We start from the raw sequence: 20506 nt of genomic DNA on the forward strand, positions 1-20506 counted from the left end.
CCGACCACGTGTAATCGTCTAGAAGTACTTGCACCCCTTACCCGTCCTCTCCTACGGTAAGCGCATCAACGACACTTTAACCGTTACCGGAGGACGACCGATGTCTGCAGTTCCGACCGTGCTGGTCGTATCCGCCCGACCCGACGACCGCGGCCGCCGGGCCGCCACCCGGGCTGCGGCGGCCCTGAACGGTCTTGCCGAGACCCGGGTGGCGGACCGGGCCGAGCTGTCCGCCCTGTTGCCGGCCGCGGACCACGTCGTCGTCCTCGATCCCACCCGTTGGCGCGCGGCCCTCACCACCCACCCCGTGCTGGACGCCCCGGGGCGGGCGGCCGACCGGCTCGCGCTGCTCCGCGTGCTGCGGGAGGTGTCGGGCCGGGTCCGGTGGGTCGGACGCCCGGACCAGTGGGAGGACGTCCGCAATGTCCTGGTGGCCCGGGCCGGCACGACGACGGCGCTGCGGTCGTGAGCCGCTCGCGCCTGCTCGCCGTCGCGGTGGACGCCACGGATCCGGCGGCCCTCGCCCGGTTCTGGGCGGACGCCCTCGGCGTCGAGGTCGGCGAGCACTCCCCCGACGCCCACGGCACGACCTACGTCGCCGTCCCGCTGCCCGCCGGCCCCGAGCTGCTCTTCCAGCAGGTCGGGGACGTGCAGCCCGGGCGGAACCGGCTGCACCTCGACCTGTCGGCCACGGCCGGCACCCGGGACGAGGAGATCGAGCGGCTCGTCGGGCTCGGCGCGCGGGTCGTGGACCCTGCGCCCGACCATCCGTGGGTGGTGCTCGCCGACCCCGAGGACAACCTGTTCTGCGTCCTCGGACCGCGGTGAGGACGACCCTGGGGACGTGAGCAGACCACGCCCGGCCGCGGAGGGCATCGCGCCCGGCCACTTCCCCGGACCGCCCGTCGCCGCCGGCCACGTCGCCCCCTGTCCGCGACGGCTCCGTGCCCTCGACGACGCGGGGTGGGCCCTGGACACCACGGCGGCGTCGTACGTGTGGGAACACCCGTACTACCCGCAGTACGCCGTGCCGCGGGACCACCTCGCGGCCCGGCTGCTCGAGCGGTCCCGGCCCACCCCGCCCGCCGCGGACCTCCCCGACCACGTCGTCGTGCCGCTGCACGACGACGTGGCCTGGTTCGAGGAGTCCGAGCGCGTGCACGGCCACCCCCGCAGCCCGTACGTCCGCGTGGACGCCCTGCGGGCCGAGCGCACGGTGACGGTGCGGAGGCGGGGCTCGCAGGAGGTGCTGGCCCGGTCCACGTCCCCGGTCGCGGTGTTCGAGACCGGCCTGCCGCCGCGCTGGTACCTCGACCCGCCCGCCGTGGTGTGGTCGCGGCTCCACCCCTCGGACACCGTCACCCGGTGCCCGTACAAGGGCGTCACCACCGGCTGGTGGAGCACGGAGGACCAGGACGACGTGGCGTGGTCCTACGGGGCGCCCACCGTCGCCCTGACGGCGGTGGCCGGACTGATCGCCTTCGACGACACCCGGGTGGACGTGACGGTGGACCTCTAGATCAGGGCACGACGACGAGCTTGCCGCCCGCGTGCCCGGACTCCATCAGCCGGTGCGCCTCGGCGATCTCGTCGAGCCGGAACACCCGGCCGGTCGGGATCGAGGCGCGGCCGGCAGCGAGGTCGTCGAGGAAGCCCTGCAGGACCTCCGCCGGGAGATCCGCGGCGTCGCCGCCGTACCCGGTCATCCGCACGCCGCGGGGGATGTAGGCGATCGGGTAGAAGTCGGGGATCGTCCAGACGTTCGACAGCATCCCCGACACGCAGGCGACGCCGTGGACCCGCACCGCCTGCAGCGTGTCGCGCAGGGTCGGGGTCCCCACCAGCTCCAGGGCGGCGTCGACGCCGTCCGGCACGAGCTCGCGCACCCGCGTCGCCACCGCCCCGTCGTCGAGCACCGGGTGGTCCACCCCGGCCGCCGCCAGCAGATCCGAGCGTCCGAGGTCGCGGGTCGTCGACAGCACCGTCATCCCGATCCGCTTCGCCAGCACGGCCGCCGCGAGCCCCACCGACGACGTGCCCCCGCGGATCAGCAGGGTCTGCCCGGGGCGGGCGTCGAGCCCGACGGACAACGAGCCGTACGCGGTCTGCAGCATCTCGGGCAGCGCCCCGACCAGCTCCGGGGCGAGATCGGTGCGGATGCCGATGACCTGCCGCGCGGGCACGCACGTGTACTCGGCGTACCCGCCGTCGAACTCCCGGCCCATCCCGCCCATCATCGCCACCACGCGGGCGCCCACCTCGAACTCACCGCCCGGACAGGCCGCCACGACTCCCGTCGTCTCGATCCCGAGCACCCGCGGGAACGTCACCCCCTCGGCCAGCCCGAGGCGGGTGTGCAGCTCGGAGCGGTTGATGCCCGACGCGGTCACCCGGATCAGCACCTCGCCGGGGGACGGCGTGGGCACCGGCAGGTCGCGCACGCGGAGCGCTTCGGATGGGCCGGGGGCGTCGAGTACGACGGCACGCATGGTCTCGGGCAGGCTCATGTCGACGATCAACACGCTTCCGTGGAAAATACTTCCATGGAAGGCACCTCGATCGTCGACGTGTTCGACGACCTCGTCCGCGTGCAGATCGTCCTGTGGGAGGCGGTCGACCGGCGGGTCCGGAGCGACCTGGGCCTGCCCCTCGGGCGGATCGAGGCCCTGCGGGCCACGGTGCGCGTCCCGTCCTGCCGCGTGCAGGACGTGGCGACGGCCCTGCACGTGACGGTCGGCGCGGCCAGCAAGCTCACCGACCGCCTCGTCGCCGGCGGTCTCGTCGTCCGGGAACCGCACCCCGACGACCGACGCTCCTCGGTCCTCGTCCCCACACCGGACGGCCGGCGGACGCACGAGCGCGGCGAGGCCGTGGTCGCCGACGAGCTGCGGCGCCACCTCGGCGGGGACGACGTCGCGTTCCTGACGACGGGTCTCGCCGGCCTGCGCGCCCGGCTCGCGCCTAGCTGAGGTCGGGCCAGATGCGCTGGAGCATGTGCCAGTCCTGAGGGTGTTCGGCGATCTCCCGGGCGAACACGTCGGCCACCGCCTGGGTCGCGGCCGGCACCTCGGCGCGCGAGGGGACCGTGATCGGCGGGTTGATCCGGAAGGCCCAGCCGCGGTCGGTGAACCAGCAGCCGAGCGGGAGCAGCGGGGCGCCCGTGGCCGCGGCGAGCGAGGCGGGCCCCGGGGGCATCGCGGCGCGGTGGCCGAAGAAGTCGACGCCCACGCCGTGGTGGGACAGGTCCCGGTCGGCGACGAGGCACACGATCCGGCCGGCGCGCAGGGCCCGCAGCAGGCCGCGGACCGGGGCCTCCCCGCCCGTCATCGGCAGGATCTCGAAGCCGAGGGACTCGCGGTAGGCCACGAAGCGCTGGAAGAGCGACTCGGGACGGAGGCGCTCGGCCACGGTCGCGAACCCGCCGTAGCGCTGGACCGCCCAGGTGCCGACGACGTCCCAGTTGCCGGAGTGCGTGAGCGGCACGATCGCGCCACGCCCGGCCGCGAGGGCCGCGTCGAGGTGCTCGCGCCCGACCACCGCGTCGTCGACCTCGTCCGCCAGCGCCTTCGGGTTCATCGCGGGCAGCCGGAAGGCCTCGCGCCAGTAGCGGGCGTAGGACCGGACCCCGGCCCGCGTGAGCTCGTCGAGGGCGTGGTCGTCGAGGTCGGGGCGGACCCGCGAGTAGTTCGCCCGCAGGCGCTCGACCCCTCGTCCGCCCCGGTGGGCCGCGACGTCGGCGCCGAGGTCGAAGAGCCCGCGCGCCACGGGCTCGGGCAGGCCACGGACGACCTGCCAGCCCGCTGCGTAGCCGAGGTCGGCGGCGCGCTCGGACCAGGTCACCCGGCGTCCCGGCTCGGCTCGCCCGGCTCGAGGGCGGCGGTCCGGTCGGTGCGTCCGGTGGCGGCGCCGTACTGCTCGCGGGCGCTCGCCCACACGGTGTGGATGCGCTGCCCGACCGTCACCAGCGAGCCGACGGTGAGCAGCCAGAGCGCGACGTCGACGGCCCACCAGACGCCGAGCCCGGTCAGCCCGATGCCGGTGAGGCCGAGGATCAGCCGCTCCGCCCGCTCGACGACGCCACCACCGCCCCGCAGGCCGGCCGCCTCCGCGCGCGCCTTGATGTAGGAGATGAGCTGGCCGGAGACCAGGCAGATCAGGGCGAGCGCCACGATGATCCAGCGATCGTTCTTCGCGGCCCACCAGGCGATGCCCGCGAAGACGGCACCGTCGACGATCCGGTCGCACAACGAGTCGAGGACCCCGCCGAAGGGGCTCGTCACGCCCCGGGCGCGCGCCATGGCGCCGTCGAGGACGTCGAGCATCGCGAAGCCCCAGACGATCATCGAGGCCGCGAACAGGTGCCCCGTCGGGATGAGCCAGATCGCGAAGCCGGTGGCACCCGCCGTCCCGAAGACCGTCATGGCGTCCGGGTGGATGCCCCGGCGGACGAGCCAGCGCCCGGCCGGCTCGAGGCTGCGGTTGATCGCCGTGCGACCCCAGTCGTTGATCATGAGATCCAGACCTCCGCCAGCCGTTCGCGGGTCTCGGCGAGCAGCGCCGGGATCACCTTGGTCTGGCCGATGACGGTGATGAAGTTGGCGTCGCCGCCCCACCGCGGCACGACGTGCTGGTGCAGGTGGTCCGCCAGGGAGCCGCCGGCGACGTGCCCGAGGTTGATCCCGACGTTGAACCCGTGCGGGGAGGACATGGTCCGCAACGCCCGGACGGCCTGCTGGGTGAGGAGCATCAGCTCGGTGGACTCGTCGTCGGTGAGCTCGTCGAGCCTCGCGACGTGCCGGTAGGGCACGACCATGAGGTGCCCCGGGTTGTACGGGTGCAGGTTGAGCACCGCGTAGACCGCCGCACCGCGGGCGACGACGAGACCGTCGGCGTCCGACTTCCCGGGGATCGCGCACAGCGGGCACCCGCCGTCGACCTCACCGGTGCCCTGCTCCCCCGCGATGTAGGCCATGCGGTGCGGCGCCCAGAGCCGACGGAAGCCGTCGGGCGTCCCCGCGCCGACCAGCTCGTCGGCGCCCTGCGGGTGCTCGGTCGGCACCCCCGAGTCGGGCCGCCCCGGCTGGGCCGGCAGACCCGGCGTCACCCCGTCCGTCACCACGGTTCCATCGTGCTCGCCGCCTCAGGCACCGGACACCGACGGACCGAACGAGGTCTCGTCGGGCGAGGCGTTCTCCCGGCGGGCCACCCAGTCCGCGATCGCCTCGACCGCCCGGTCCACCGGCACCCCGTTGACCTGGCTCCCGTCGCGGAACCGGAAGGACACCGCGTCGGCGTCCGCGTCCTTCCCGCCGGCCAGCAGCAGGAACGGCACCTTCTGCAGGGTGTGGGTGCGGATCTTCTTCTGCATCCGGTCGTCGGAGTGGTCCGCCTCGACCCGCAGGCCGAGGCGCTTGAGCTTCCCGACGATGCCGTCGACGTAGTCGGCCTGGTCGTTCGACACCGGGATCGCGACGGCCTGCACCGGCGCGAGCCAGGCCGGGAAGGCGCCCGCGTAGTGCTCGGTGAGCACCCCGAAGAAGCGCTCGATGGAGCCGAAGAGCGCCCGGTGGATCATCACCGGCCGCTGCCGCGAGCCGTCGCTCGAGGTGTACTCGAGCTCGAAGCGGTCGGGCAGCATGAGGTCGACCTGGATGGTCGACATCTGCCAGTACCGGCCGATTGCGTCCTTGGCCTGCACGCTGATCTTCGGCGCGTAGAAGGCGGCGCCCCCCGGGTCGTCCACGAGGTCGAGGCCGAAGCTCGACGCGGCCTGCCGCAGGGCCTCGGTGGCCTCCTCCCACGACTCGTCGGACCCGATCGACTTCTCCGGGTTCCGGGTGGAGAGCTCCAGGTAGAAGTCGTCGAGGCCGTAGTCGCGCAGCAGGCCCAGCACGAACTCGAGCAGCGAGGCGATCTCGCCCGCCATCTGCTCGCGGGTGCAGTAGATGTGCGCGTCGTCCTGGGTGAACCCCCGCGCGCGGGTCAGCCCGTGCACGACGCCGGACTTCTCGTAGCGGTAGACGGTGCCGAACTCGAAGAGCCGCAGCGGCAGCTCCCGGTAGGACCGCCCGCGCGACCGGAAGATCAGGTTGTGCATCGGGCAGTTCATCGGCTTGAGGTAGTAGTCGACGGCGGCGCGCTTGAGCTCGCCGTCGGGACCCCGCTCCTCGTCGAGCTGCATGGGCGGGTACATGCCCTCGGAGTACCAGTCGAGGTGCCCGGAGAGCTCGAAGAGCGAGCCCTTGGTGGCGTGCGGGGTGTTGACGAACTCGTAGCCCGCCTCGGCGTGCCGCTTCCGCGAGTAGTCCTCCAGCTCCTTGCGGATCACCCCGCCCTTGGGGTGGAAGACCGCGAGGCCGGAGCCGATCTCGTCGGGGAAGCTGAACAGGTCGAGCTCGGAGCCGAGACGCCGGTGGTCGCGCCGCTCGGCCTCGGCGAGGCGCTCCAGGTAGGCGTCCTGCGCCTCCTGCGACTCCCACGCGGTGCCGTAGATGCGCTGCAGCTGGGCGTTGCGCTGGTCGCCCCGCCAGTACGCGGCCGCGCTGCGGGTGACCGTGAAGGCCGGGATGTAGCCGGTGGTCGGCACGTGCGGGCCGCGGCAGAGGTCGCCCCAGACGCGCTCGCCGGTGTGGGCGTGGATGTTGTCGTACGCGGTGAGCTCCCCCGCGCCGACCTCCATGATCTCGCCGTCGGCCTCCGCGTCGGAGTTGCCCTTGAGGTCGACCAGCTCGAGCTTGAAGGGCTCGTCCTTGAGTTCCGCGCGCGCCTCGTCCAGCGACCCGTACTCGCGGCGGGCGAACCGCTGCTTCGCCTTGATGATCTTCTTCATCGACTTCTCGAGGTCGGCGAGGTCCTCGGGGGTGAACGGGGTGTCCACCGCGAAGTCGTAGTAGAAGCCGTCGGTCACGGGCGGGCCGATGCCGAGCTTGGCGTCCGGGAACTTCTGCTGTACGGCCTGCGCGAGCACGTGCGCGGCGCTGTGCCGGATGACCGCGCGGCCGTCCTCGGTGTCGGCCGCGACCGGGGTGACGTTGACGTCCTCCTCGGGGGTCCAGGCCAGGTCCTTCAGGGTGCCGTCGGGCGCCTTCACGACGACGACGGCCTGCGGCCCGCTGCCCGGGAGGCCCGCTTCCCGGACGGCCTGGCCCGCCGTCGTCCCGGCGGCGACCCGGACGTGCTGGGTGGACGCTGGCGAGGCTGGCGAGGACACGGGGACTCCTGCGATCACGTGCGGCGGACGGCCTCCCCCGCGGTGCGTCCAGCCTATCGACCGCCGTCGGCCGCGTCGGGAGCGCCGCCCGGGCCGCGACCCGCGACGATCGCCGTCGCCCCCGGCCGGGCGGGCCGACGCCCGAGGACGCCGACCAGGAAGGCCTCGACGGCCCGGACCACGAGCATCGTGCGCGGGGTGGGGAGGGTGTCGAAGGCGTGCTGGGCGTAGGGCAGCTCGGCGTAGGCGACGGGGGCGCGGGAGACCGCGCGCAGGGCCCGGACGAGGCCCCGGCTCTGGTCGGGGACCACGATGGCGTCGCCGGTGCCGTGCAGGACGAAGAACGGCGGGGCGTCCGCGGTCACGCGGTGGGTCGGCGAGGCCCCCGCCCAGTCGGCGGGCGTGCCGGACATCATCGTCTCGGCCAGGAGCTCGTCGAGGGTGCCGCTGCCGTCGTCGGTGGTGAGGTCGTAGATCCCGTAGAGGGTGACGGCGGCGTCGACCCGGGAGTGGTCGTCGTCGCGACCGGTGAGGGCGGCCAGGGCGGCGAGATGTGCGCCGGCGGACCCCCCGCTCACGGCGACGAAGCCCGGGTCGCCCCCGTGCTCGGCGATGTGGGTGTGCACCCAGCCGAGCGCCGCCCGCACGTCGTCGATCATGGCGGGCCAGCGGTGCCGCGGGCCGAGGCGGTAGTTCAGCGTCACGCACACCCAGCCCCGCGAGACCAGGTAGGCCATCAGCGGGTTGCCCTCGCCCTCCTTGCGTCCCGACGACCACGCCCCGCCGTGGATCTCCACCAGCACCGGGGCTCCGGCGTCGTCGGGGAGATCGGGGTGGCGCCAGACGTCGAGCAGGTTGGCCGTGCCGTGCGGCCCGTAGGCGACGTCGCGCGCCCCGGCCGCGCGGAACCGCCGGGGGGCCGTGACCGCCCGCGGGGACAGCCACGTGGCCGGCTCCGGCTCGGGCCCGGAGCTGCCGAACGCCCCGACCAGGGCGCCTCGCAGCACCCCGTCGGTGGCCCGGGCCCGGCGGTCGAGCGTGAGCAGGGCGGCGACCGACCCCGTCGCGAGGGCGAGGCCGACCCGGCCGACGACCGTTCGGCCCGCACCCCGGCGGGCCGCGACGAGGGCGACGCCCCCCGTGAGCGCGGCGGTCGGACGCGGCAGCTCGGTGGCGAAGGCGGCCAGCAGCGTCGCCCCGATCGCCGCCGGCCAGCGTCGCGTGAGCGGCCGGAAGCCCGCCGTCGTGACGAGGGCCGCGGCACTGCCGCCGACCAGCGCGAGGCGACCCGCACGGGGGCGCCGGGGCGCCCGGCCGACCGTCACACCGTCCGCCACGCGTCACCCCCTCGCCGTGCCCCGTACCCACCCCGATCCTGTCCCAGAACCCCGGTCGCGGCCCTGTGCAGGTGCTGTGTCCCGGATCCCCGCCCGCGCTCCCGACGACGGACCCCATGCCCGGCCCCGTCTGGGTCACAATGGCGTCGTGAACGACGGAGCGGATGTGGAGGAGTGCGCCGCGGACGCGGCGCGTCCGCCGCTGCGCGCCGTCGACGGGTGCGCGCACGACCCGGCGCGGCGCCATCCGTGGGCCGAGGTGCCGCCGGAGGCCGCCGACCGGATGCGGGCGGTCGTGCTCGACACGGGCGACGACATCATCGAGCAGGTCCGTGCCCAGATCGCCGAGTACGCGCTGTCGATGAACGGCGTGTTCGGCCAGAACATCCGCCGCGGGGTCTCGGTCGCCCTCGAGCAGTTCCTCCAGCTCCTCGGCACCGACGCCGACCTGCCGGACACCCGCGTGTACTTCGAGCTCGGCCGCGTGGAGCACCGCCACGGCCGGACGATGGACGCGCTGCAGACCGCCTACCGGGTCGGCACCCGCGTGCTGTGGCGGCGGATCTCGGCGGGCAGCGACGCCTACGGGCTCACCCCGGACGACATCTTCCGGCTCGCCGAGGCCCTGTTCGCCTACACCGAGCAGCTCGCCGCGGCCTCGGTCGCCGGGTACGCCCACGAGCAGAGCCTCACGGCCGGGTCCCGCCAGGCCCGCCGGCACGCCCTGGTCGCCGCGCTGCTGCACACGCCCCCGCCCGACGGAGCCGAGCTGGAGCGACTCGCGCGGGACGCCGAGTGGCTCCTGCCGCGCACCCTCGCCGTCCTGATCTGCGACGAGGAGTCGCTGCAGGCGGTGTGCCGCCGGATGCCCCCGGACGCCCTCGGCTCCCGCGTCGACGGCCTCGGCGTGGTCGTCCTCCCCGATCCCGACGGCCCGGGCCGCGCGGACGACCTCGCCGACGCCACGGCGGGGGTGGACGCGGTCGTCGGTCCCACGGTCGGCACCGACCAGATCGGCCGCTCCGTCACCCGGGCCCGCTCGGCCTGGCCGCTGGTCGCCGCGGGCGAGATCCTTCCTGACGACGGGCCCTCCCGCGGCAACCGCCCGCCCTCGCGGCTCGTGCGCTCGGACGACCACCTGCTCGCCCTGCTGCTGCACGCCGACGTCTCGGTGACCACCGACCTCGTCGCCCAGCGCCTCGAGCCCCTGCGCCGGATGACGGCGTCGGCCCGGGACCGGGCGGTGGAGACCCTGCGGGCCTGGCTCGACGCGCACGGCGACGTCGCCGAGGCGGCGGGCACGCTGCACGTGCACCCGCAGACGGTCCGCTACCGGCTCGCGCGGATCAAGGAGTCGTTCGCGGGCGCGCTCGACGACCCGGTCGCGCGCCTCGAGGTCGCGCTGGCCCTGCGGTTCGGCGGGGCCTTCACCGCCGCCGAACCGGCCGTCGAGGGCTGACTCACGCCGTGGGGACGCGTTCCTCCCGCACCGTGAACTCGGTGGCGCGCCGGTCGCCGAGTTCCGCGACGGCCTCCGCCGGGGCCCCGTGGACCTCGACGCGGGCGCCGGCGGTCAGCCGCTGCACGCGGAGCTGACCGAGCACCCGCACCAGCGCCGGGCCGCACTCGCCGTCGAGGTGGGACAGGTCGATGACGAGCTCCGCCCATGCCTCGCGGGCGAGCTGCGGACGCAGCTCCCGCAGCGCCCGGACCTGGGCCGGGCCGGCGACCCCGACGACCGCGAGCGCCACGCACCCGTCGTCGAACCAACTGGTGCCCACCCCGGCGACGGCGCGCCGGGCGGCGGTGGAGCGGGCGTGCCGACGGCGCTCGTCCAGGCCGACGGGGAGTTCGGACGGAGTGGGGGCGGCCACGGGAACCTCCGGGAGACGTGTGACGTGACGTCCCGCTAGGTCTCCACGGGTGGTCGAGAGTGCCCGATCCGGCGGCCGCCGTAAACCGTCAGAGATCCGCGCGGCGCGACGCCAGCGTCGCCGCGAGGTCCCGCAGCTTGATGTTCAGCTCCTGCGAGGTGCGGCGCAGCGTGTCGAAGGCCTCGTCGGCCGACAGCCCGCGGCGCTCCATGAGGATGCCCTTGGCCTGCCCGATCACGTCGCGGGACCGCACGGCGTCCTGCAGTTGCGCGGCACGCAGTTCGGCTGCCTCGAGGGCCCGGGCGTCCCGCAGCACGATGGCCGCGTGCACGGCGAAGATCAGCGCCTGGTCCCGGTCGACGTGGTCGAGTCCGCCGACGCGCCGGGAGTAGTAGTTCAGGGCGCCGAGCCGCGGGTTGTCGTCCCGGGGGAACAGCCCGGTGGCGAACACCGCGTGCAGGCCGAGCTCGGCCGCCGCCGGGCCGAAGCGCGGCCACCGGGACTCCCGGCCGAGGTCGGCACAGGCGAAGTAGCCGAGCCCGTCCTCCGTCGTGGCCTCGACGCACGGGCCCTCGCCGGTGTCGTACTGCACCGCGTCGGCCTTGCTCGCCACGGGATCGGTCTCGACGGGCGTGGTGAAGCCGTCGCCCTCGCGCAGGGTCACCGAGACCACGTCGGCGCCGGTGATCTCCTGCGCGGCGGTCACGATGCGCTCGAGCACGGCGCCGACCCCGCCGTCGGTGGACCCGACCAGGGACCGGCCGAGGCTCACGAACTGCTCGGCCAGGGGCCCCAGCGCATCGTCGGAGTTGCTGTCCACGAACCGCTCCCGATCCTCCTGCCACCGACGTTCGTCCGTCACGGACGGATCATAGGCAACAGCCGGTGCGAGTCCGGTGTCGAGCGGACTCAGGCGGCCTGTGGCACTGCTCGCTCCCGCAGGCGGCGCAGCGTGGCCGCCGCCTTCCGGCCCACCGGCAGCGACCGGCGCTGACGCTTGGCGATCGTCTCGTGGCCTCCGGGGAACGACAGGCGCGCGATCTTCCACAGCACGCCGCCGTACTGCTTCCACATCGGGCCCGCGTGGTAGGGCAGCCCGTAGCGCCGGCACAGGTCGCGCACCTTGGGCGCGATCGCGGCGTAGTGGTTCGACGGCATGTCCGGGAAGAGGTGGTGCTCGATCTGGTGGGACAGGTTCCCGGTCATGATGTGCAGGAGCGCCGAGCCCTCGATGTTGGCCGATCCGAGCATCTGCCGGACGTACCACTCGGCCTGCGACTCGTTCTCCAGCCGCTCCTCGTCGAAGGTCTCCACCTCGACGGGGAAGTGGCCGCAGAAGATCACGGCGTGGGACCAGACGTTGCGGATGGTGTTGGCCAGCAGGCCGCCGACGAGCGCCGGGACGAACGAGGGCCCGGACAGCGCCGGGAACACCACGTAGTCCTTCAGCGCCTGCTTGCCGGCCTTGCGCAGCATCGTCCTGATCTCGGGCATCTTCTCGGCCCAGGTCTTCTCGCCGCGCTGGACCTGGTCGATCTCGAGGTCGAAGGCCGCGATGCCGTACTCGAAGATGAGCGCGAGCCCGAGGTTGGTGATCGTCTGGAACAGGTACGTCGGGTGCCACGGCTGGTCGGGGTCGACCCGCAGCACGTTGTATCCGATGTCCCGGTCCTTGTTGTGGACGTTGGTGTACGTGTGGTGCAGGTAGTTGTGGGTCTGCTGCCACGACGAGGCGGTGGAGACGTGGTCCCACTCCCAGGTGGTGGAGTGGATCTCCGGGTCACGCATCCAGTCCCACTGCCCGTGCAGGACGTTGTGCCCGATCTCCATGTTCTCGAGGATCTTCGCGACCCCGAGCGAGGCGGTCCCGGCCACGAAGGCCGGCGGGAAGAGCGCGCCGAGCAGCAGGATGCGACCGGCGATCTCGAGCCCGCGCTGGGTGCGGATCACGCGGCGGATGTAGCGGGCGTCGGCCTCCCCGAGCGAGGACATGACCTCGTCGCGGATGGCCTCGAGCTCGGCGCCGATGCGCTCGATGTCCTCGACGGACAGGTGCGCCGTGGACGCCGTGATGTGCGCGGTCGACGCCCCGGGACGGCCGGGACCGCTGGGGGTCTTGGCCTCGTTGATCCGGGTCACGTGCTCCGGGATGATCTCCGGGTCGGTGAGCGGGCGGTGGTCGAGCGCGGTCATGGGGTCTCCTCGGTGCTGGGGAGCGGAGGGCTACAGGTCGACGGCGCAGTCGCCGGCGGCGGCCGAGACGCAGGTCCGGACGATGACGTCGCCGGAGTCCGCGGTCTCGAGCTCACCGGTGTGCAGGTTGCGGACGGCGCCGGCGGACAGGCGTCCGACGCAGGTGTGGCAGATGCCCATGCGGCAGCCGCTGGGCAGCAGGGCGCCGGCGTCCTCGCCGGCGCGCAGCAGGGGGGTGACGGCGTCGGCGGTGGCGACCACACCCGACGTCGTGAAGGTGACGGTGCCACCGGTCGCACCCTCGGCGGCCGCGACCGGCTCCGGCGGGCGGAAGCGCTCGACGACGCAGGGCACACCGGCCTCGGCCGCCGCGGCGATGAAGGTGTCGAGCATCCCGGCGGGGCCGCAGACGAGCAGCGTCCGCGTGCGCCAGTCGGGCACGAGCGCGTCCAGGTCGGCGGGCCGCAGCCGACCGGTCGTGCTGTCGTGCCGGTGCACGCTGGCGGGGAGCCCGGCCAGGTCGTCGGCGTGCACGTGACCGCCGCGCCCGGAGTGCACGAGCACGGCGTCGCTGGTGACGCCGCCGCGCAGCAGGCCGAGCATCGGCGTGATGCCGCTGCCGCCGGAGATCAGCAGCAGCGGGCCGCGGGCGGTGAAGTCACCCGCGGCGGGGCCGAGCCCCACGAGGTCGCCGGGACGGGCCACGCGCGCCAGGTGGGTCGACACGGAGCCGTCGGGGACCGCGGTGACGCTCACGGTGAGGTGTTCGGCGGTGGGCGCCGAGGTGATCGAGTAGGTCCGCCAGTGCCGGCGGCCACCCAGCTCCACCCCGAGGCCGACGTGCTGGCCGGGGCGGTGCCCCTGCCAGCCGGAGCCGGTGCGGAGGGTGAGCTCGGTGGTGGACGGACCGACGGGCCGGGTCGCGACGATCCGGGCCCGCGGCGCGCGCACCGACCACAGCGGGTTGAGGACGGCCAGGTAGTCGTCGGGCAGCAGCGGCGTGGTCAACGCACGCGTGGCCCGGGCGAGTACTCCAGCGATCATGCTCCCGACGGTAAGGACGCCGTCGCCTGCGTCGCTACAGCCGAAACCATGACCGGCTCACGGGTTCTGTTGCATCTCCACAAAGCCGACCGGGTCAGCGTGCAGAGCGTGTGAGCAGGCCCGACAGGGCCGCCCGGTCGGCGGCACGGGGTGCGTTGCGGCACACCGGATCGGCCGATGCGGTGGTCGCGAGGGCGTCGACGGCGTCCGGGCCGAGGCCGAGCGCGGCGCGGTCGATGCCGGGCGGGACCCCGACGGCGTCGGTCCACCGAGCGAGGGCGACCGGCAGCTCGCCGGGGTGGCGCAGGCCGAGCAGCTCCGCCGCGCGCGCCCACGCCGGGGCGTCGGCGCCCGCGTCGTCGAGCGACCACGCCACGACCTCCGGCAGCACCATCGCCAGGGCACGCCCGTGGACGACCCCGTGGTGCGCGGTCAGGGCGTGACCGAGCCCGTGCACGAGACCCAGCCCGGACCGGGTCAGCGCCTGTCCGGCCAGGTGCGCCCCGAGGAGCATCTCGGCGCGGGCGGTCGCGTCGGAGCCGTCGGCGTGGGCGACCGGGAGCCACCGCCACACCCGGCGCAGCGCCTCGGCGGCGAACGCCTCCGACACCGCGCTGCGCCCCCGGCTGACGAGGGACTCGAGGGCGTGGACGAGGGCGTCGACGCCGGTCGCGGCCGTCGCGGCGGGTGGTAGACCGTGCGTGAGCAGCGGGTCGAGCAGTGCGACCCGCGGGGTGGTGGTGCCGTCCCCGCAGTAGACCTTGCAGCGGCGGACCGGGTCCTCCAGGACGCCGAAGCCGTTGGTCTCGGCGCCGGTGCCCGCCGTCGTCGGGATGGCGATCAGCGCCAGGCCCGGGCCGGTCGGGTCGGCGGCGAGGCGGGCGACGCCCTTGGCGGCGTCGAGCGCCGAGCCCCCGCCGACCGCGACCACCACCGGGCGGCTGCCCGGGAACGCCTCGGCGACGACGCGGGCCCCCGCCTCGACGGCGGGCACGGTGGGGTTGCCGGGGACGTCGTCGACGACGACCGTCGGCTGGCCCGCGGCGGCGAGCACCGCGAGCACCTCGTCGACGATCCCGGTGGCCCGCAGCCCGGCGTCGGTGACCACCACGACGCCCCCGGAGCGCGTGGCGCGGTGCACGTCGAGGACGTGGTCGCCGAGCCGCGCGAGGGCCCCGGGCCCGGAGTCCACGGCCGGTCCGGGCTCGTGCAGGAACGGCGTGGTGGCGGGGCAGGCGCAGGCACCGGCCGGCACGGTGGTCATCGGGGGCTCCGTCGTGGGATGCGGGGTCAGCGGGAGTCGGACAGCGAGGGGTGGAGCACGGCGCCCAGGCCCGGGGCCTGCGGGACCGCGAGGGTGCCGTCGGCGGCCGGCCGGAGTGGCTCGGCCAGCAGGAAGTCCCGCCGCTCCGGGGTCCAGCCGCCGGCGGGGTCGTACGGGAACTCCAGGTAGGGGCCGGCCCCGACCCCGGCCGCGACGTGCAGGTTCGCGAGCAGGCCGAGACCGTTCGACCACGTGTGCGGGGTGAAGCGGCGGTGGCGGGCGGCGAGCGACTCCGCGAGGGCCCGCGTGCGGGACATCCCGAGGGAGAGCACGACGTCGGTCTGCACCACGTCGAGCGCGTCGACGAGCGCGTCGAGCTGGGGGCGGTTGTCGCACATCTCCCCCGACGCGATCCGCAGCCCCGGGTTCTCCGCGCGCAGCAGGCGGTGCCCGTCGACGTCGTCGTAGGGCAGCGGCTCCTCGATCCAGCCCGGCTCGAACTCGGCGAGGCGGCGCACGAGGCGACGGATCTCCACCAGCTCGACGGCGGGCCGCACGTCCCCGGCCATGCGCCAGGCCTGGTTGAGGTCGACGAGGACGTCGAGCGACGTGGCGGCCCGGACGGCGGCCACCGAGGCGATCCCCGGCTCCGGGTCCCGCGGGTCGACCCGGACCTTCACGGCCCGGAACCCCTCGGCCTCCAGCTCCGCGGCGTCGCGGGCCCGCCGCTCCGCGGACTGCACCGAGCACCACGACGCGTAGACCGGCAGCCGGTCGGCCACGCCCCCGAACAGCACCGAGACCGACAGCCCGGCGGCCTGCCCGACCACGTCCCACAGGGCGGCCTCGAGCGGCCAGAAGCGGCCGCCGTGGAAGGCGACGGACTCGATGCGGCGCACCTGGACGGCCATGCCGAGCGGGTCGGTGCCCAGGAAGTGGTGCCGGTGCGCGTCGAAGCCCGCCATCGTGTCGCCGGAGCCCACGCCGGTGATGCCCTCGTCGGTCTCGACGCGCACCACGGTCGCGGTGAACCCGTGCCGCGGGTCCGGGTCCCACGCCGCGTGCATCGGCGGGTCCAGCTCGATCGCATGGTCCGTGATGCGGATGTCGGTGATCTTCACGTCCGCCACCTCCGCCCGGGAGTGGACCCGTCGTCCCGACGTCGGGGCAAGCGGTTCTTGCGGTCAGCGCAAGTAGCCTGGCCGGGTGGAGGGGCTCCGGCGCGACGTCGACCTGCTCGACGCGCTCGCCGCGCCCGAGGCGCAGGCCGGCGGCCTCGGCGTGACGCGACTGGCGGTGCTCACCGGCCGCACCGAGAGCCAGGTGTCCCGGGCCCTGGCCGCGCTGGCCGACGAGGGCCTCGTCGAGCGAGATCCCCGCACCCGCCGCTACGCGCTGGGCTGGCGGCTCTACGCGTTCGCCGCCCGGACCACCGAGGCCCGGGTGGTCCGGACGGCGGGGCGGGTGCTGACGGTGCTCGCCGCGCGCGTCGGGGTCGGCGCCCACCTCTGCCGGCTGCACGGCGACGCCGTGGCGACGGTGCTGACCGTCGCCGGCGACGGAACGCCCCCGCGGGTCGCCTTCGACGTGTCCGACGTGCCGGTGGAGGTGAGCTCGGCCGGACGGGTCCTGCTCGCGTTCCGGGACGAGGCGGGCCTCGTACGGCGGTTGACCGCGGCCGGGCTGGACCCCGCGATCGCGCGCCGGACGCTCGGCGACGGCCACGCGGTGGTCGACGGCGAGCTCGACCGCCGCCTCGCGGGCGCCTCGGCCCCGGTGCGCGACGTGCACGGCGGCGTGATCGCGGCGATCAACGTCTCCGGCCCGGTCGCCCGGGTCCGACCGGCGCTGCCCGAGGTGGTGGCCGCGACCGTGGAGGCGGCCGCTGACCTCTCGTCGCGGCTCGGTGCCTGAGCCCGCGGCGTCGTACTCGCGTGGCAGTCTCGCCCGGTGCTGCACGTGAGGGTGGTGTGTCCCGCGGACCGGACCGACGAGGTCCTCGCGTACCTGCGCGGCACGACCGGGACCGCGCACCTCACCCTCGCCCGCGGTGCCTCGATCGCGCCGGCCGGCGACCTCCTCGGCGCCGACGTCGCCCGGGAGGCGGTCGACGACGTCCTGGCCGCGCTGTGCGACCGCGGGATCGACCGGGACGGCGGGATCACCGTCGAGCCGCTCGAGACCGTCCTCTCCGACGCGGCCGACCGCGCCGAGGAGGCGGTCCCGGGCCTCGGCTCGGACGCCGTCGTGTGGGACGAGCTGGTCGGCCGCACCGGGGAGGAGTCCCAGGCGTCGGCGAGCTTCCTCGCGCTGCTGACGATCGCCTGCCTGCTCGCCGCGATCGGCGTCGTGACCAACTCCCCGGTCACCGTGGTCGGCGCCATGGTGGTCGGCCCGGAGTTCGGCCCGCTCGCGGCGCTCGCCGTCGGTCTCGTCGGACGGCGGACAGACCTGACGGGACGGGCGCTGCGTGCTCTCGGCCTCGGCTTCCCGCTCGCGCTCGTCGTCACCGCCGGGGCCGCCGTGCTCGCCGAGGCCGCCGGTCTCGTCAGCCTCAGCCCGCTGGAGAGCGCCGACCAGGTCGACTTCATCTACCAGGTCGGACCGTTCTCGCTCATCGTCGCGCTGCTCGCCGGCGCAGCGGGGATGCTCGCGATGACCTCGGCGAAGTCGGCCGCCCTGGTGGGCGTGTTCATCTCGGTGACCACCGTGCCCGCCGCGGGCTACGCAGCGGTCGCCGCGACCCTCTCGGACTGGCCGCGCTGCCTGTCCTCGCTCGCGCAGCTGGCGGTCAACCTCGTCGGGATCGTGGCGGCGGCCGCCGCGGTCCTGCTGCTGCGCACCCGGACCTACCGTCGACGTGGACTCGGCCGACGGCTCTCGGAGGGCTGAGCACCGGGTACAGCAGTGGCGTGCCGCTCCTCGTCGCCCACGCCGCCGCCGTCTGGTTCTGCGTCGGGCTCGTGTGGGTGGTCCAGGTGCTGGTCTACCCCGGCTTCGCCGGCATCGACCGGTCCGCGTGGACGGACTGGCACGACCGGCACACGCGCCTGATGTCGTGGACGGTCTCCGCGCCGTGGGCGGTGCAGGGCGTCACCTGTGCGGTGCTGCTCGTGTGGCGGCCCGACGGCGTGCCGTTCTGGGCGGCCGCCCTGGCCGGGGTGTGCGGCGCCGCGACCGTGGCGGTCACGGTGCTCGTGTCGGTCCCCTGCCACCAGCGGCTGTCGGCCGGGTACGACGACGAGGTGCTCGCGCGGCTGGTCCGCACGAACTGGTACCGCGTCGTCGCGTGGACCGCCGGTGGCGTCGTCGCGATCGGGATGGTCCTCGCGGCAGCGGGTTAGGGTCCCCGCATGCGGCGGACGGTGCTGGTCCTCCTGGCCCTGCTGGGTGTCCTGACGGCGTGCTCGTCGGGCGGCTCCCCCACCGGCGCCCCCGCCGGCACTCCCAACGGCACTCCCACCGACCGGATCGTGGCGACCCACGAGCTGCGCGTCTGCTCGACGGGCGACTACCGCCCGTTGACCTACCGGGACGCGTCCGGCACGTGGTCGGGCATCGACGTCGACATGGCCCGTGACCTGGCGACCCGGCTCGGCGCGCGGATGACCATGGTGCCGACGACCTGGTCGACCCTGCTCGACGACGTGACCGCCGGGCGGTGCGACCTCGCCGTCGGCGGTGTCTCGGTCACGGCCGACCGGGCGGCGCGGGCGACCTTCACCGTGCCGTACCTGCAGGACGGGAAGACGCCGATCGTCCGGTGCGCCGACCTCGGCCGGTTCTCGACGCTCGCGCAGATCGACCGGCCGGGCGTGCGGGTGGTGGTCAACCCGGGCGGGACCAACGAGCGCTTCGTGCGGGCGCGCCTGACGGCCGCGACGATCGTGCCCTACCCGGACAACAACACGATCCACGACACCGTCGCCGACGGCCGCACCGACCTGATGATCACCGACGCCATCGAGGCCCGGTGGCAGGCCGCGGCCCGTCCGGACGTGCTGTGCGCGGAGCACCCGGACTCCCCGTTCGACCGCTCGCAGAAGGCCTACCTGATCCCGCCGGGCGACCCGGCCTTCGTCGACACGGTGAACCGGTGGCTCACCGGCGCGCTCACCGACGGGACGTGGGCACGCGCGGCGAAGCCGTGGCTGGGGTGACTCAGGTCCGGCGGTAGCGGATGTGCGTGCTCAGCGGCGAGTGCAGGACCTCGACGGGTGCGAAGGGGAACTCCGTCACGTCGTCGAAGAGCCGCTCCCCCGACCCGAGCAGGACGGGCGCGATGTCGAGGGTGAACTCGTCGATCACCCCCGCGCGCAGGGCCTGCCGCACGGTGGACGCGCCGCCCGCGATGTCGACGCCCCGGTCGCCGGCCACCTCCCGGGCCTGCGCGTAGGCGGCGTCGAACCCCTCGGTGACGAAGTGGAACGTCGTCCCCCCGGCCATCTCGATGGGCTCGTGGGCGTGATGGGTCAGCACGAACACCGGCGCGTGGTACGGCGGCTCGTCGCCCCACCAGCCGCGCCAGTCCTCGTCCCACTCCCCCCGCACGGGCCCGAACATGTTCCGGCCCATCACGTAGGCCCCGCGCGGGCGCATCAGCCAGCCGGTGGCGGTCCGGTCCTCCTCCGTCGCCCGCGGGTCGCCGATGTGCCACCGATGTACCTCGATCCCGCCCTTCCCCAGCGGGTCGTCGCGGCTCTGGTCCGGCCCGGCGGCGAAGCCGTCCACCGAGACCGACATGTGGCAGGTCGTGTCCGACACGGGAGCCCCTTCGATGAGGGGTTGCATTGTGCAACCGGTCGGGACCGTAGCAGGGATCGGGGCGATCGGGACGGCGAACGGGGTCTCGTCGAGGTGGCGTCCATGGGTCGTGACGGGAACCCGCAGGACGCAGGAACGCCATCTCGATCCGACGCGCTCCTCATCGTCCGACGGACACGGTCGAGGCCGGGACCGACGCCCGGCTCAGCGCTTCCGGCTCCCGACGGCGGCCCGCGCGGGGTCGAGCAGGACCTCCTCGTCGAAGAGGCCCCCACCTGTCGTCGGGAAGGAGACCGTCAACGGGCCGACCCGCAGCGTGCCCGAGCCGAGGACCGCGAAGCGCACGCCGGCCCGGCCGCGCAGCAGGGCGTGCGCGCCCGGGGCGAGCACGGCGTCCATCCAGCCGCAGGGGGCGGCGGGGCGGCGGCCGCCGAGCAGGACCGGGCCGTCGCCGGAGTCCAGGCACACGTCGGTGCCGCGCAGCCGCTCCACGTCGAGGCCGCGCGTGACCACGGTCCGGCGGAGCAGCACCGGGTCGAACGGCGGGACGCCCAGCTCGGCCGCGACGGACTCGATCGCCTCCGCGGCCACGATCGTCAGCGCGGCGTCGCGGTGGGCGGGCCGACCGGAGTAGCGGTCGCCGACGACCCCGAACCCGGCCCGCAGCTCGATCGACGCCGGCGTCGCGGTGTCCACCCGGGCCGGGCCGTCGGACGGGCGCCCGAGGTAGGCGTGCTCCCTCGACACCGCGAGCCGGACGATCTCCACGGTCCCGATTGTGCCGTTCGACGATTGGTCCGGACCTCTTGCTTCACACGGA

Annotated in this window: 23 protein-coding genes; 9 read left to right on the forward strand and 14 right to left on the reverse strand. The window is 74.7% G+C overall.

Features of this window, described 5'->3' with window-relative positions; genetic code table 11:
• Positions 1-100 precede the first annotated feature (100 nt).
• The 3 genes from BJ983_RS10455 to BJ983_RS32215 are packed head-to-tail and all read left to right on the forward strand — an operon-like array spanning position 101 to position 1519.
• Positions 101-469, forward strand: a complete 369-nt coding sequence (locus BJ983_RS10455; protein WP_179793736.1) for a hypothetical protein — start codon at positions 101-103, stop codon at positions 467-469.
• The gene (locus tag BJ983_RS10460) at positions 466-828 is read left to right on the forward strand and encodes a VOC family protein (protein WP_343054002.1); all 363 of its coding nucleotides are present in this window, start codon (positions 466-468) and stop codon (positions 826-828) included. The genes BJ983_RS10455 and BJ983_RS10460 overlap by 4 nt, the downstream gene beginning before the upstream one ends.
• 16 nt (positions 829-844) lie before the next feature.
• Positions 845-1519, forward strand: a complete 675-nt coding sequence (locus tag BJ983_RS32215; protein ID WP_218890207.1) for a DUF427 domain-containing protein — start codon at positions 845-847, stop codon at positions 1517-1519.
• Between the two features lies 1 nt (position 1520).
• Here BJ983_RS32215 and BJ983_RS10470 read toward each other — a convergent pair whose 3' ends face one another.
• Positions 1521-2489, reverse strand: coding sequence for a zinc-binding alcohol dehydrogenase family protein (locus tag BJ983_RS10470; protein ID WP_179797646.1), 969 nt, complete (start codon positions 2487-2489; stop codon positions 1521-1523).
• A gap of 54 nt (positions 2490-2543) precedes the next feature.
• Here BJ983_RS10470 and BJ983_RS10475 point away from each other — a divergent pair, with 54 nt between their 5' ends.
• The gene (locus BJ983_RS10475) at positions 2544-2969 is read left to right on the forward strand and encodes a MarR family winged helix-turn-helix transcriptional regulator (RefSeq protein WP_179793737.1); all 426 of its coding nucleotides are present in this window, start codon (positions 2544-2546) and stop codon (positions 2967-2969) included.
• Here BJ983_RS10475 and BJ983_RS10480 read toward each other — a convergent pair.
• Genes BJ983_RS10480 through BJ983_RS32220 form a run of 5 tightly spaced genes read right to left on the reverse strand, consistent with a single transcriptional unit; the run spans position 2962 to position 8547 of the window.
• The gene (locus BJ983_RS10480; RefSeq protein WP_179793738.1) at positions 2962-3840 is read right to left on the reverse strand and encodes a phosphatidylinositol mannoside acyltransferase; all 879 of its coding nucleotides are present in this window, start codon (positions 3838-3840) and stop codon (positions 2962-2964) included. The genes BJ983_RS10475 and BJ983_RS10480 overlap by 8 nt on opposite strands.
• Positions 3837-4511: a phosphatidylinositol phosphate synthase gene (pgsA, locus tag BJ983_RS10485; RefSeq protein ID WP_179793739.1), complete on the reverse strand. Its 675-nt coding sequence runs from the start codon at positions 4509-4511 to the stop codon at positions 3837-3839. The genes BJ983_RS10480 and pgsA overlap by 4 nt, the downstream gene beginning before the upstream one ends.
• Positions 4508-5119, reverse strand: a complete 612-nt coding sequence (locus BJ983_RS10490) for an HIT family protein (protein WP_343054004.1) — start codon at positions 5117-5119, stop codon at positions 4508-4510. Before BJ983_RS10490 ends, pgsA begins: the two co-directional genes overlap by 4 nt.
• Positions 5120-5140: 21 nt before the next feature.
• Positions 5141-7210 (reverse strand): threonine--tRNA ligase, encoded by a 2070-nt coding sequence (gene thrS, locus BJ983_RS10495; RefSeq protein WP_179793740.1) that lies wholly within the window; start codon positions 7208-7210, stop codon positions 5141-5143.
• Positions 7211-7263: 53 nt separating this feature from the next.
• On the reverse strand, positions 7264-8547 hold the full coding sequence (locus BJ983_RS32220) for an alpha/beta hydrolase fold domain-containing protein (protein ID WP_179793741.1): 1284 nt from the start codon (positions 8545-8547) through the stop codon (positions 7264-7266).
• A gap of 148 nt (positions 8548-8695) precedes the next feature.
• Between BJ983_RS32220 and BJ983_RS32225 the strand changes: the two genes are divergently transcribed.
• Complete coding sequence (locus BJ983_RS32225; RefSeq protein WP_179793742.1) at positions 8696-10006, forward strand: PucR-like N-terminal domain-containing protein; 1311 nt, start codon at positions 8696-8698, stop codon at positions 10004-10006.
• A 1-nt stretch (position 10007) separates the two neighbouring features.
• On the opposite strand, the gene BJ983_RS10510 is transcribed toward BJ983_RS32225, so the two are convergent.
• The 6 genes from BJ983_RS10510 to BJ983_RS10535 all read right to left on the reverse strand — a co-directional run bounded on the left by BJ983_RS10510 (position 10008) and on the right by BJ983_RS10535 (position 16043).
• Positions 10008-10421 carry a hypothetical protein gene (locus BJ983_RS10510; RefSeq protein WP_179793743.1) on the reverse strand — a complete coding sequence of 138 codons (414 nt, stop codon included), beginning with the start codon at positions 10419-10421 and terminating at the stop codon, positions 10008-10010.
• 88 nt (positions 10422-10509) lie between these two features.
• Positions 10510-11283: an ANTAR domain-containing protein gene (locus tag BJ983_RS32230; RefSeq protein ID WP_179793744.1), complete on the reverse strand. Its 774-nt coding sequence runs from the start codon at positions 11281-11283 to the stop codon at positions 10510-10512.
• A gap of 47 nt (positions 11284-11330) precedes the next feature.
• Entirely contained in the window at positions 11331-12494 is a 1164-nt protein-coding gene (locus BJ983_RS10520; RefSeq protein ID WP_425484806.1) for a fatty acid desaturase family protein, read from the reverse strand.
• 150 nt (positions 12495-12644) lie between these two features.
• A complete protein-coding gene (locus tag BJ983_RS10525) occupies positions 12645-13658 on the reverse strand; it encodes a flavin reductase family protein (RefSeq protein ID WP_179793746.1) in 1014 nt (337 codons plus the stop codon).
• A 94-nt stretch (positions 13659-13752) separates the two neighbouring features.
• Positions 13753-14922, reverse strand: a complete 1170-nt coding sequence (locus BJ983_RS10530; RefSeq protein WP_179793747.1) for an iron-containing alcohol dehydrogenase family protein — start codon at positions 14920-14922, stop codon at positions 13753-13755.
• 26 nt (positions 14923-14948) lie between these two features.
• Positions 14949-16043, reverse strand: coding sequence for an enolase C-terminal domain-like protein (locus tag BJ983_RS10535; RefSeq protein WP_179793748.1), 1095 nt, complete (start codon positions 16041-16043; stop codon positions 14949-14951).
• 85 nt (positions 16044-16128) lie between these two features.
• On the opposite strand from BJ983_RS10535, the gene BJ983_RS32235 reads away from it, so the two are divergent.
• The 4 genes from BJ983_RS32235 to BJ983_RS10555 are packed head-to-tail and all read left to right on the forward strand — an operon-like array spanning position 16129 to position 19082.
• Positions 16129-16836, forward strand: coding sequence for an IclR family transcriptional regulator domain-containing protein (locus BJ983_RS32235; protein WP_179793749.1), 708 nt, complete (start codon positions 16129-16131; stop codon positions 16834-16836).
• Positions 16837-16872: 36 nt separating this feature from the next.
• Complete coding sequence (locus BJ983_RS10545; protein WP_179793750.1) at positions 16873-17814, forward strand: DUF389 domain-containing protein; 942 nt, start codon at positions 16873-16875, stop codon at positions 17812-17814.
• Positions 17815-17834: 20 nt separating this feature from the next.
• Positions 17835-18266, forward strand: coding sequence for a hypothetical protein (locus tag BJ983_RS10550; RefSeq protein WP_179793751.1), 432 nt, complete (start codon positions 17835-17837; stop codon positions 18264-18266).
• Positions 18267-18275: 9 nt separating this feature from the next.
• Positions 18276-19082, forward strand: a complete 807-nt coding sequence (locus tag BJ983_RS10555) for a transporter substrate-binding domain-containing protein (protein WP_179793752.1) — start codon at positions 18276-18278, stop codon at positions 19080-19082.
• Between the two features lies 1 nt (position 19083).
• Here the strand turns inward: BJ983_RS10555 and BJ983_RS10560 are convergent, their stop codons facing one another.
• Both BJ983_RS10560 and BJ983_RS10565 read right to left on the reverse strand, forming a co-directional pair.
• A complete protein-coding gene (locus tag BJ983_RS10560; protein ID WP_218890984.1) occupies positions 19084-19665 on the reverse strand; it encodes a dihydrofolate reductase family protein in 582 nt (193 codons plus the stop codon).
• Between the two features lie 225 nt (positions 19666-19890).
• Positions 19891-20454 (reverse strand): MOSC domain-containing protein, encoded by a 564-nt coding sequence (locus BJ983_RS10565; protein ID WP_179793754.1) that lies wholly within the window; start codon positions 20452-20454, stop codon positions 19891-19893.
• Positions 20455-20506 lie beyond the last annotated feature (52 nt).

The sequence above is a fragment of the Actinomycetospora corticicola genome (assembly GCF_013409505.1).
Classification (GTDB): Bacteria; Actinomycetota; Actinomycetes; order Mycobacteriales; family Pseudonocardiaceae; genus Actinomycetospora; species Actinomycetospora corticicola.